The organism is Pseudomonas sp. LBUM1644 (assembly GCF_059716195.1).
The window spans coordinates 1,128,718-1,141,007 of record NZ_CP166812.1 but is presented as its reverse complement, the minus strand read 5'-3'; the positions used below and the strand labels follow the sequence as shown (position 1 = coordinate 1,141,007).

At 60.5% G+C, this 12,290-nt stretch carries 10 protein-coding genes; 5 read left to right on the top strand and 5 right to left on the bottom strand.

Annotation, left to right across the window (positions count from 1 at the left end):
• Positions 1–260 precede the first annotated feature (260 nt).
• The 5 genes from lon to cmoB all read left to right on the top strand — a co-directional run bounded on the left by lon (position 261) and on the right by cmoB (position 5,801).
• Positions 261–2,678: an endopeptidase La gene (lon, locus tag ACA052_RS05185; RefSeq protein ID WP_497648689.1), complete on the top strand. Its 2,418-nt coding sequence runs from the start codon at positions 261–263 to the stop codon at positions 2,676–2,678.
• Between the two features lie 212 nt (positions 2,679–2,890).
• Positions 2,891–3,283, top strand: a complete 393-nt coding sequence (locus tag ACA052_RS05180) for a protease inhibitor I42 family protein (protein WP_497648688.1) — start codon at positions 2,891–2,893, stop codon at positions 3,281–3,283.
• A gap of 2 nt (positions 3,284–3,285) precedes the next feature.
• Positions 3,286–3,930, top strand: coding sequence for a lysoplasmalogenase (locus ACA052_RS05175; RefSeq protein WP_497648687.1), 645 nt, complete (start codon positions 3,286–3,288; stop codon positions 3,928–3,930).
• A gap of 138 nt (positions 3,931–4,068) precedes the next feature.
• On the top strand, positions 4,069–4,848 hold the full coding sequence (gene cmoA / locus ACA052_RS05170) for a carboxy-S-adenosyl-L-methionine synthase CmoA (protein ID WP_462042711.1): 780 nt from the start codon (positions 4,069–4,071) through the stop codon (positions 4,846–4,848).
• Entirely contained in the window at positions 4,845–5,801 is a 957-nt protein-coding gene (cmoB, locus tag ACA052_RS05165; RefSeq protein WP_497648686.1) for a tRNA 5-methoxyuridine(34)/uridine 5-oxyacetic acid(34) synthase CmoB, read from the top strand. The genes cmoA and cmoB overlap by 4 nt, the downstream gene beginning before the upstream one ends.
• Positions 5,802–5,933: 132 nt before the next feature.
• On the opposite strand, the gene tadA is transcribed toward cmoB, so the two are convergent.
• The 5 genes from tadA to ACA052_RS05140 all read right to left on the bottom strand — a co-directional run bounded on the left by tadA (position 5,934) and on the right by ACA052_RS05140 (position 12,200).
• Positions 5,934–6,431 carry a tRNA adenosine(34) deaminase TadA gene (gene tadA / locus ACA052_RS05160; RefSeq protein ID WP_497648685.1) on the bottom strand — a complete coding sequence of 166 codons (498 nt, stop codon included), beginning with the start codon at positions 6,429–6,431 and terminating at the stop codon, positions 5,934–5,936.
• Positions 6,431–7,807, bottom strand: coding sequence for a multicopper oxidase family protein (locus ACA052_RS05155; RefSeq protein WP_497648684.1), 1,377 nt, complete (start codon positions 7,805–7,807; stop codon positions 6,431–6,433). Before ACA052_RS05155 ends, tadA begins: the two co-directional genes overlap by 1 nt.
• Positions 7,808–8,019: 212 nt before the next feature.
• Complete coding sequence (locus ACA052_RS05150) at positions 8,020–8,298, bottom strand: PTS sugar transporter subunit IIB (protein WP_497648683.1); 279 nt, start codon at positions 8,296–8,298, stop codon at positions 8,020–8,022.
• A 2-nt stretch (positions 8,299–8,300) separates the two neighbouring features.
• Positions 8,301–10,826, bottom strand: a complete 2,526-nt coding sequence (gene ptsP / locus ACA052_RS05145; RefSeq protein WP_497648682.1) for a phosphoenolpyruvate--protein phosphotransferase — start codon at positions 10,824–10,826, stop codon at positions 8,301–8,303.
• A 150-nt stretch (positions 10,827–10,976) separates the two neighbouring features.
• Complete coding sequence (locus tag ACA052_RS05140; protein WP_497648681.1) at positions 10,977–12,200, bottom strand: maltoporin; 1,224 nt, start codon at positions 12,198–12,200, stop codon at positions 10,977–10,979.
• Positions 12,201–12,290 lie beyond the last annotated feature (90 nt).

Here is a 12,290-nt window from a genome sequence, read left to right as displayed (position 1 = left end):
GTACGCACTTCCCTGTAGGAGCTGCCGAAGGCTGCGATCTTTTGATCTTGAGACGCAGCCCCCTCGAAAGCCCCATACAGCCTGACAGCCTCGCCAACGCTCAGAAGTTCATCGCCTAAAAACCCACCAGCAGGCTCGCAAAGCAGGACCCGCTATCGACCTGTCAAAACCCTGAACACACATCACGAAATCCCCCCCGCCATTGAAACCACCCCGCACCTGCCCCATCTAAGACCCATATCCCATTGCGCAGGTGCCCCATGAGCGACCAGCAAGAATTCCCCGAAGACCCGAGCGAATACGCCGACCCAGAGAACGCCGAACACCACTCCACCGGCAAAGGCCTCGCCCTGCCCGGCCAAAACCTGCCGGACAAGGTCTACATCATTCCGATCCACAACCGCCCGTTCTTCCCGGCCCAAGTGCTGCCGGTCATCGTCAACGAAGAACCGTGGGCTGAAACGCTCGACCTGGTGAGCAAATCCGACCACCACTCCCTGGCCCTGTTCTACATGGACACGCCCCAGGAAGACCCGCGCCATTTTGACACCTCGGCCCTGCCGCTCTACGGCACGCTGGTCAAGGTGCACCACGCCAGCCGCGAAAACGGCAAGCTGCAATTCGTCGCTCAGGGCCTGACCCGCGTGCGCATCCGCACCTGGCTCAAACACCATCGCCCGCCGTACCTGGTAGAAGTCGAATACCCACATCAGCCCACCGAGCCGACCGACGAGGTCAAGGCCTACGGCATGGCACTGATCAACGCGATCAAGGAATTGCTGCCGCTCAACCCGCTGTACAGCGAAGAGCTGAAGAACTACCTCAATCGCTTCAGCCCTAACGATCCCTCACCGCTGACCGATTTCGCCGCCGCCCTGACCTCGGCCACCGGCAGCGAGCTGCAGGAAGTGCTCGATTGCGTGCCAATGCTCAAGCGCATGGAAAAAGTCCTGCCCATGCTGCGCAAGGAAGTCGAAGTCGCACGGTTGCAGAAAGAGATCTCTGCCGAAGTTAACCGCAAGATCGGCGAGCATCAGCGTGAGTTCTTCCTCAAAGAGCAGTTGAAAGTCATCCAGCAAGAGCTGGGCCTGACCAAGGATGACCGCAGCGCCGACGTCGAACAGTTCGAGCAGCGCCTGGAAGGCAAGGTGTTACCGAGCCAGGCGCAAAAACGCATCGAAGAGGAAATGAACAAGCTGTCGATCCTCGAGACCGGCTCGCCGGAGTACGCGGTGACCCGCAACTACCTCGACTGGGCGACCTCGGTGCCGTGGGGCGTGTATGGCGAGGACAAACTCGACCTCAAGCACGCGCGCAAGGTGCTGGACAAGCACCACGCCGGCCTCGACGACATCAAGGATCGCATCCTCGAATTCCTCGCGGTCGGTGCTTATAAAGGTGAGATCAGCGGCTCCATCGTCTTGCTGGTCGGGCCGCCGGGTGTGGGCAAGACCAGCGTCGGTAAATCCATCGCCGAATCCCTGGGCCGGCCGTTCTATCGCTTCAGCCTCGGCGGCATGCGCGACGAAGCGGAGATCAAGGGCCACCGCCGCACCTACATCGGCGCGCAACCGGGCAAACTGGTGCAGGCGCTGAAAGACGTCGAAGTGATGAACCCGGTGATCATGCTCGACGAGATCGACAAGATGGGCCAGAGCTATCAGGGCGACCCGGCCTCGGCGCTGCTGGAAACCCTCGACCCGGAACAGAACGTCGAATTCCTCGACCATTATCTGGACTTGCGCCTGGACCTGTCGAAAGTGCTGTTCGTCTGCACCGCCAACACCCTGGACTCAATCCCCGGCCCGTTGCTGGACCGGATGGAAGTGATTCGCCTGTCGGGCTACATCACCGAAGAAAAAATCGCCATTGCCAAGCGTCACCTGTGGCCGAAACAGTTGGAAAAGGCCGGCGTGTCGAAAGGCAGCCTGAGCATCAGCGACAGTGCCTTGAAAGTGTTGATCGACGGTTACGCCCGCGAAGCCGGGGTTCGCCAGTTGGAAAAACAACTGGGCAAACTGGTGCGCAAGGCCGTAGTGAAACTGATCGACGAGCCGAAAGCCGTGATCAAGCTCGGCCCGAAAGACCTCGAAGCCTCACTCGGCCACCCAGTGTTCCGCAACGAACAAGTGCTGTCCGGCACTGGCGTAATTACCGGACTGGCCTGGACCAGCATGGGCGGCGCCACATTGCCGATCGAAGCCACGCGCATTCACACGCTCAATCGCGGCTTCAAGCTCACCGGGCAACTGGGTGATGTGATGAAAGAGTCGGCGGAAATTGCCTACAGCTACGTCAGTTCAAATCTGAAGTCGTTTGGCGGTGATCCGAAGTTCTTCGACGAAGCCTTCGTGCACCTGCACGTACCGGAAGGTGCCACCCCGAAAGACGGCCCGAGCGCCGGTGTGACCATGGCCAGTGCCCTGCTGTCCCTGGCGCGCAATCAACCGCCGAAAAAAGGCGTGGCCATGACCGGCGAATTGACACTGACCGGGCATGTGCTGCCGATTGGCGGGGTGCGCGAGAAGGTGATTGCGGCGCGGCGGCAGAAGATCTTTGAATTGATCTTGCCGGAGCCTAACCGTGGGAGCTTTGACGAGTTGCCGGATTATCTGAAGGAAGGGATTACCGTGCATTTCGCCAAGCGCTTTGCGGATGTGGCGAAGATTCTGTTCTGATGTTTCTGTAGCGCCTGCAAGATCGCTTTCGCGGGCAAGCCTCGCTCCTACGGTTATGTGTTGTGCACATTTTGGCGACACATACCCTTTGTAGGAGCGAGGCTTGCCCGCGAAGGCGTCAGCCCTGACACCGCCAATTCCCGGCGCTGTCACACTTTGTCTCATCTCGGTTATGCTCGCCGTTCGTCGTGAATGCCGGAGCTGCTGACCTTATGTCCCCCACCCGCCTGTTTGTTCCCCTCGCCCTCTCCTTGCTGGCCGCGTGCGCCACGCAACCGAAACAGAACGTGACCGTGGAAAAACAAAGCGAATGCCCGCTAAAGCTCACCAATGGGCAAAACCTGATCCTGACCTTGCCAAGCAATCCGACCACGGGTTACCGCTGGGCAATCCAGGATTCGGCCGGCGGTGTGCTTCGCGCGCTCAGCCCCGAGGTGTACAGCAACCCGGAAGATGCTGGAATCGTCGGCAGCGCGGGTCTCTCGACCTGGCGCTTCCAGGCGTTCGCGGCGGGTTCCGGGCGCTTGCGTCTGACCTCGCAACAACCGTGGGCACCGGAAGTTCTGCCGGTTGAAACATTCGACTGCGCGATTTCGGTTAACTGATCGTGGGTTGGCTGATTCTGGCGCTGATGGGCGCGGTGACCTTTCTCTATGGCCTCAGCATTCACGCCGCGCTGCTCTGCCTGCTGGTCAAGCCGCTGCCGGTACTCGCCCTGCTGGGTTGGCTGCACGATGCACCGCCTAGCGAGTATCGGCGCTGGATCAGCCTTGGATTGATTTTCTCCCTGCTCGGCGATGTGTTGTTGGCATGGCCGGGGGATTTGTTTGTGTTTGGCCTCGGGGCATTTTTGGTCGCGCACCTGGCGTATCTGAAAGCTTATTTGAGCGATTGTCGACGATTGGCGGTGTTGCCGCTGATCATCGCGCTGGGCGTCGGTGCGGTGCTGCTGGGTATTTTGATTGCTCATGGCTTGGGGCCGTTGCTGATCCCGGTGATCGTTTATGGCCTGGCCATCAGCGCCATGCTCTGGCGGGCTCTGGCTCGCCTGGGCACTGATGTGCCGAAACGCTCGGCGTTGCTGGCGGCGGCGGGTGCGGTGGCGTTTGTGTTTTCCGATAGCGTGATTGGTATTAACCGGTTCGTTGCCCCGTTCCAGGTCGCGCCTTATGTGATCATTCTCAGTTATTGGCTGGGGCAATGGGGCATCACAGCGTCGGCGTTCGATCAGACTCCGCGTTCAACCGTTTGAAAGATCGCAGCCTGCGGCAGCTCCTACAGGGGATCGGATGCAATCCGCAGATCCCCTGTAGGAGCTGCCGCAGGCTGCGATCTTTTGATTGAGCGGTTTATCAGACAACCCGCGCATCCCCGCGCCAAGTTGGCTAAAATGCCGGCCTTTTCAACCGAAGCCGCTGGAACCGCCGTGAGCAAAGAACCCGATCGCCTTTTCGCCCAGCCTTTGGCCCAGGTGCCTGACTTCGCCTTTAACGAAGACGTGGTGCGGGTGTTCCCGGACATGATCAAGCGCTCGGTGCCAGGTTATCCGACCATCGTTGAAAACCTCGGCGTGCTCGCCGCGCAATTCGCCCAGCCCAACAGCGTGCTTTACGACCTCGGCTCGTCCCTTGGCGCCGTGACTCAGGCCTTGCGCCGCCATGTGCGCACCGACGGCTGCCGCGTGATCGCTGTGGATAACTCCGCGGCCATGGTCGAACGCTGCCGCGAATACCTCAATGGTCAGGACTCGATGTTCCAGGAGTTGCTGCCGGTCGAAGTGATCGAAGGCGACATCCTCGCGCTGCAATTCCAGCCGGCCTCGGTGGTGGCGCTGAACTTCACCCTGCAATTCATCGCCCCGGAGCAGCGCACGGCGTTGCTGTCGCGCATCCGCCAGTCGTTACTGCCCGGCGGCGCGCTGATCCTCTCGGAAAAGCTGCGCTTCAACGACCTCGAAGAACACGCGCTGCTCACCGACTTACACGTGGCGTTCAAACGCGCCAACGGCTACAGCGAACTGGAAATCGCCCAGAAACGCAGCGCCATCGAAAACGTCATGAAGCCCGACAGCCTCGAAGAACACCGCGAGCGCTTGCTGGCCGCCGGGTTCTCGAAAGTCGTGCCGTGGTTCCAGTGCCTTAACTTTGCCTCGTTGATTGCCTTGCCATGATTGATCTGTCCCCCCTCGCCCGCCGCCTGGCTGGCACCCCGCTGGCCGACTGGGCCAACACCCTGCAGCGTCAACTCGACAAGAAAATGGAAAAGGGTCATGGCGACCTGGAGCGCTGGCAGAGCGCGCTGGATGCATTGCCCAAGATCCAGCCAACCGAAGTCGATCTGTTGAATGGCCTGACGCTGGACACCGATTGCGACGACGCGACCCGTGTGCAAATGCGCACCGCGCTGATGGGTTTGTCGCCGTGGCGCAAGGGGCCCTTCGATCTGTTTGGCGTGCATGTCGACACCGAATGGCGTTCGGACTGGAAGTGGTCGCGGGTTGCGCCGCATCTGGATCTGAAGGGCAAACGCATTCTCGATGTCGGCTGCGGCAACGGCTATTACATGTGGCGCATGCTCGGCGCCGGCGCGGACAGCGTGATTGGCGTCGATCCGAACTGGTTGTTCTTCTGCCAGTTCCAGGCGGTACAGCGTTACTTGTCCGAACCCAATGCCTGGCACCTGCCGTTCCCTTTCGAAGACCTGCCACCCAACATGGAAGGTTTCGACACGGTGTTTTCAATGGGCGTGTTCTATCACCGTCGCTCGCCGATCGAGCACTTGCTGGCGCTGAAGGATTGCCTGGTCAAGGGTGGCGAACTGGTCCTGGAAACGCTGGTGATTGAAGGCGATCAGCAGCAAGTGCTGGTCCCGGAAGACCGCTACGCGCAGATGCGTAACGTGTGGTTCCTGCCGTCGGTACCGGCGCTGGAACTGTGGTTGCGGCGTGCCGGTTTTACGGATGTTCGCTGTGTGGACGTGAGCGTGACCACGGTGCAAGAGCAGCGCGGGACGGAGTGGATGAAGTATCAGTCGTTGAGTGATTTCCTTGATCCCGAAGATCACAGCAAGACGGTTGAAGGGTTGCCGGCACCGATGCGTGCCGTGATTGTCGCCCGCAAGTAAACCCCGATCGCCCTACCACTGGAGATCAAAATGTGGGAGCGGGCTTGCTCGCGAAGACGGCGGTACATCCAGCATTGATGTGACTGACATACCGCTTTCGCGAGCAAGCCCGCTCCCACATGGGTTCCGTGTTTATTCTGTTGGTTTCGCGCGTCGGGCCTTGAAGAACTCGCTCAAAACAGCCCCGCACTCCTCGGCCAATACCCCGCCTTCAAACAGCACCCGGTGATTCAAGAAGCCTTGGGTAAAAAACTGCCCCTGACTTTGCACAATCCCGGCTTTCGGCTCTAAAGCGCCATACACCACCCGGGCAATCCGCGAATGCACGATCAGCCCGGCGCACATGCTGCACGGTTCCAGTGTCACGTAGAGCGTGCTGCCGGGCAGCCGGTAGTTGCTGGCGGCCAACGCTGCCGCGCGGATCGCGACCATCTCGGCATGGGCGCTCGGGTCGTTGCCGATGATCGGGCAATTGAAGCCGCGACCGATGATTTCACCGTCCTGCACCAGCACCGCGCCCACCGGCACTTCCCCCAGCGCCGCGCCTTGTGCAGCCAGCGCCAGGGCTTCGCGCATGAAGTCGCGATCACGGCTGCGATCGATGATCGCGGCGGGACGAATCTGACGCATCACGCCACCTCGATAGCGGCCATCAGGCCGGTTTCCATGTGGTCGATCACATGGCAATGGAACATCCACACACCCGGGTTATCCGCTACCAACGCCACTTGCGCGCGTTCGTTCTTGCCCAGCAAATACGTGTCGGTGAAGTACGGGATGACCTTGTGCCGGTTCGAGGCGATGACTTTGAAGCTCATGCCGTGCAAGTGAATCGGGTGCTGATACTGAGTCATGTTCTTCAATTCAAAAATATAGCTCTTGCCCTTCTCAAGCCTGGCAATCGGGCGGTCGGCGCAGGTCTTGTCGGTGATGTCCCAGGCCTTGCCGTTGATCTGCCACAAGCTCGGTGGTTTGCCAACGTCGACATTGACCGACACCGAACCGACCCATTCGAAATTGAAGTTGAGTTTCTCGGCATTGGCCAGGTCCGGCTCGGCTACCGGGTTGGCGGGCAGCGCGGGCGGCCACTGGGTCGGTGCATCGGTGTTGGCCACCGAACGGAATGTGCCCAGACGTACCGGGCCGTTGCGCAGTGATAACTCTTCACCAGCCGGCGGCGCCTTGATCGCCAGGCAAATACGCATGCCCGGGCCTAGCCAGTATTCCTTGCCCAGCGGGCGCGGTTCGACAGGGTTGCCATCCAGGGCATAGATCTGCGCTTCGACGCCCGGAATGTTGAGACGGTAGGTCAGCGTGTTGTCGAGGTTGAGCACGCGCACCCGGGTAATCTGCCCGGCGGGCAAGTCGATCACCGCTTGCGTGACGCCGTTGATGGTCGACAGCCGCCCCGCCGTACCGCCGCGAGCCGCTTCGCGGGGAATGCTGAAGGCAACGAAAGCGCCTTCTTCATCGACGTGCCAGCTCTTGAGGCTCAGCGTTTTTTCGTACTTGAAACCGGTGGGTTCGCGCTCTTCGACGATCAATGGGCCGACCAGCCCGCGACCGAGTTCTTCGCTGCTGTTCACATGCGGGTGATACCAGTAGCTGCCGGCGTCGGGGACACGGAATTTGTAGTCGAAGTATTCACCCGGCAGGACCGGAAGCTGCGAGACGTAAGGCACGCCGTCCATCTCCAGCGGCAGGCGGATGCCGTGCCAGTGAATGGTGGTCGCCACCGGAAGGTGATTGATGAAACGCACCCGCAGCCATTCACCCTGGCGCACCCGCAGCTCAGTACCCGGCGCCGACGGGCCGAAAGCCCAGGCTTCGGTCTTGTGCCCCGCCACCAGTTCAACGTCCAGCGGTGCCGCGATCAGCTCGTAGTCGTGGCCGGCGTCAGCGTCGGCCATCTTGCCCAGCCAGTAGCGCGACGCGCCACCGGCCCCCACGCCAACGACAACAAGACCAGCCAGGCCACCGAGGATTTGGCGACGGGTAAAAGACATGAACTCAACTACCTCACGTATCTGCGACAGGCGCGGGGCCTGCAAAAGGCGAATACGATACACCTGCGGTTGAGAAACAGTAAGGGCGGCGCGGCGACTGGTCACAGTGCGTGGTGACGCCGATTAAAAGATCGCAGCCTTCGGCAGCTCCTACAGGTGCACAACAATCCAATGTAGGAGCTGCCGAAGGCTGCGATCTTTTAAGGGGGTGCTTACCTCCCCAGCCCTAATAAAAGGTGAACAACCCCGTCGTCCAACGTCATCACCCCCGACACCCCCGCAGCATTCAACCCCTGCCGATCCATCCGCCCCACATCACGCAACTCCACCCGCACCCGAGTCAGCGCCACAGGCTGTTGCGACTTGAGGTTATCCACACCGCCCAACGCCGCCACGACATTCGCCGCCAACCCGGAAACCGCCTTCGGCTCATCCGCGATCAGATCCGGGGTCAATGCTTTCCAGAACACCTGCTGCATTTTCTCGAACATGTTCAGTTCTCCAGAACCAGTGAAGTATCGACCGTCGCCTCGTGATACAGGCGCAGGGCCTCACGCACCTGCCCGGCGCTTTCCAGGCCCAGCACCTGTTGGGCAATGGCCTGGCAATCCACCAGGTCCACTTCACGGACCGCCGCTTTGATCGCCGGAATCAACGGCACACTGACCGACAGTTCATCCACCCCAAGCCCCAGCAACAGCGGCACCGCCAGCGTCTCGGACGCCATGGCGCCACACACGCCGACCCATTTTCCATGGGCATGGGCGGCCTTCACGGTACTGGCAATCAAGCGCAGCACTGACGGATGAAAACTGTCCGCCTGACTGGCCAGGCGCGGGTGATCGCGGTCCATCGCCAGGGTGTATTGCGTCAGGTCGTTGGTACCGATCGAGAAGAAGTCCACCTCTGGCGCAAACAAGTCCGCCATCAACGCCGCTGCCGGCACTTCAATCATGATCCCCAGTTTCGGCAGTTCAATAAGCCCCAATGCCTGCGCTTCTTCCTCAAGCAGTTGCCGGGCCTGACGCAACTCCGACAGCTGCGCGACCATCGGCAGCATGATGTGCAGGCGAGCCAGCCCGGCACTGCTCAGGATTGCCTTGAACTGATCGCGCAACAGCTGCGGGCGCTCCAGGCACAAACGAATGCCACGCATGCCGAGGAACGGGTTGGTTTCGCTGTCCATCGGCACGTAGGCCAGCGGTTTGTCCCCCCCGACATCAAGGGTGCGCACCACCAGACTGCGCGACGGCCCCAGGACACGGGCGATGGCGCCGTATGTGGACGCCTGCTCCTCATGACTCGGCGCGTGGTTGCGATCCAGATAGAGAAACTCCGAACGCAACAGGCCGACCCCTTCACCGCCCAGGGTCATCGCTTGCTCGGTTTCGCTCAGCGAGGCGACATTGGCCGTCACTTCGACGTGGTGACCGTCGCGGGTACAGGCGACCAGTGTTGCGTGTGCCAGCTCATGTTGTTGGCGTTTCTGTTGCTGCTGACGGTTGGCTTGCAACTGTTCGATGGCCGCGAGATCCGGGTCCAGATGCAGCTCACCCTTGTCCGCATCGAGTAAAACCTGAGTGCCATTGGCCAGCGACAGCACGTGCACGGGCAATCCGCAGATCGCCGGCAAACCGAAGGCCCGGGCGAGAATCGCAACGTGGCTGGTAGCGCCACCGCCGACCGTGGCGAAACCCAGCACCTTGCGAGTGTCGAGCCCAGCGGTCTGGGAGGGTGTCAGTTGATCGGCGATCAGGATGGCCCCTTCAGGCAACTCCATGGCTTGATCCTGCACACCAAGGATCTGTTTGAGCACCCGCTGGCCGACATCCGCCAGGTCCGCCGCCCGTTCGGCCAGCAAGGCGTTGCCCAGGCTTTTGAACAAGGACGCCGTAGAATCGGTGGCCGCGCGCCATGCGAACGCGGCACTCTTACCGTCGTTGATCAGTCCATCGGCCACCTCCAGCAAGGCCGGGTCTTCAAGCAGTTCCTGGTGAGCCTTGAAAATGTCCGCCTGCGTACTGCCAATGGCGTTGTCGCGCAATTGCTGCAGGGCCGCCATCGCCTTCGCCAAGCCGCGAGACAATTGATCACGCTCAGCTTGCGGCGTGGCTCCGGACTCATTCACTTCCAGGCTGTGTTCGGCGATTTGCACCACTTGGCCAAACGCCGATCCGGGCGAGGCGCAAACCCCACGCAACACCGTCAGCGATGAGGTCTCAATCGCATTCTGTGTTGAGGAAGCCACCGCTTCACCGCACCCTGTCACCAGCAACTCGGCCAACGTGTCGATCGCGGATTCTGCATCCGGACCGGTCGCACTGATTTGCACAACGTCACCGTGCGCCGTCTGCAACGTCATGAGCGCCACCAGGGATTTGGCGTTCGCGATTTCCTGCTGTTTATGCAGGTAAATGTCCGCCGAAAAACCTTTCGCTGCCTGGGCGAACACCGCTGCAGGGCGGGCGTGCAATCCGTTCGTGTTGGCGAGTGTCACCGGTCTGGAGAACAACGCTTCAGCCTCCTGCGACACTGGCTGATCGATTGTCTGCTCGACAACCTTCAAGCTCAGCAGCGGCTGGCCACTGTCCACTACACCTGTTTGCGCTGTCAGCCAGGTGATCGGCTCACCGCTGACCACCAGCATCAACGTCAGCAAGCTACGGGCATTCATCGCGACAAAATCGGCATCGAACTCGATCAGCGACTGCCCGACGTCAACCTGCTGCCCTTCCTCCACCAACCGCGTAAACCCCTCTCCCGAGAGGTTCACGGTGTCGAGGCCAATGTGCATCAGCACCTGCACGCCGTTTTCGCCGGTGATGCTCACCGCATGCCCGCTGGCCTGCACATTGCTGACAATCCCGGCCAGCGGTGCGCACAAGGTATTGGAAGTCGGATCGATGCACAGACCATCACCGATCACCCGGCTGGAAAACACCGGATCCGGCACATGGTCCAGTGGCATCAATACGCCGGACAGGGGCGCGTGCAGTTGCAGTTGTTGGGGTGTGGCCATGACGTCACCTACTGTTTTGTTCTTTTAAAAGACGCTTTTGAAATCTCGCGGAACCTGTAGGAGCTGGCGCAGCCTGCGATCTTTTGATCTTAAGCGTCCTTGGAGGCGCCAAAAGATCGCAGCCTGCGGCAGCTCCTACAGTGTTTGGTCCTACTTCCACCAGTACTCGACCTGTAATCCGACGTTCGCACCCTGCCGCGCCGTGCCGAAAGCACCGGTATCGGACAATGCCGAACCCGCCGCCAATTGATTGGCCGCCCGTTTGGCCGCCTTGTTCCAGCTAGCGTAGGTGTAATACAACCGCACCTCGGGGCGAGCCCAGAATTCCGGGCCCGTGGGCGACCAGGTCGGGGCGAAGGTGAACTTGCTCAGTTTGCGCGTGCCGCCCGTGGCTTCGACCTGGTCGTGCCCCAGTTCGGTCACCAGTTTGAACTGCTCGGTGATGGCGTAGGCCGGACGAACCCCCAGGGACATCCAGTTCTGATCGCCGCCGTCCGAACGAATGTCTTTCTGGTACACCGCCTCGACTTGCCCGCCGAACCGCGGCGTCACCTGCCAGTCGAAGAACTCCACCACCCGATAGCTTTTGTTGCTGTCATTCAGCTTGACGTTACCGGTATAGCCCAACCCGGTACCGGGGCCTTCACCGTACTGGAAGGCCAGTTTGTTCTTGCCGCCCAGAAAGCCTTTCTGCACATGCTGGGTGGTGATCGACCAGCCACGGTGCGCGTCGCGGCTGTCGGGTTTGTCGATGTAACTCAGCCCGAACTCCAGCTCACCGCCGGGGTTGGTATTGAAGCCGGCGACGTTGAAATCGTGGCGATTGATGTAGTCCTTCTGGTACAGGTTGTCCTTGCGCGAAAAGGCGTAGCTGTATTTCAAATCGCCGACCAGCACGTCCTCGATACCGCCACCAGTGGCGCTCTGGTTCCAGTAGTAGAAGTCGGAAATGTGGATATCGTTCCGTTTGTAGTAACGCCGCCCGGCCCACAGCGAACCGCCGTTGAGGCTGGGCATTTTCGACCATTGCGCATATAGCTGCGGCAGGCGCACCGAACCGTTGTCGCCCTTGAACGTCAGGCTCCGGTCGTACTGGTTATACAACGAGGCCATGCCATCGACGCTGAATACCGAACCGTCGTCCAGCGTGTACAAATCCTGACGAAGTTCCAGTTCCCCATACTGCTCGCATTCGTTGCCCAACCGATATTTCGTCTGCGCCCCCTGCAATTGGAAACATGACTGGCCGCTGCTGTTGACCGAGGTACCGACACCGCTGCGCAAGTAACCAACGAACTCCAGGGCCTGCGCCGAAAGTGGCAACGCCAGGCACAGGCACGCGGCGGCAAGGCTGCGATTTATTGTTGTTTTCAAGAACCACCCCATTGTTTTTATTGTGTTGTTTGGCAAATTCGGCGCGCAAAACTCCCCCGCGCAGCGTTCTGCGTGTTTTTAAATTTGGTG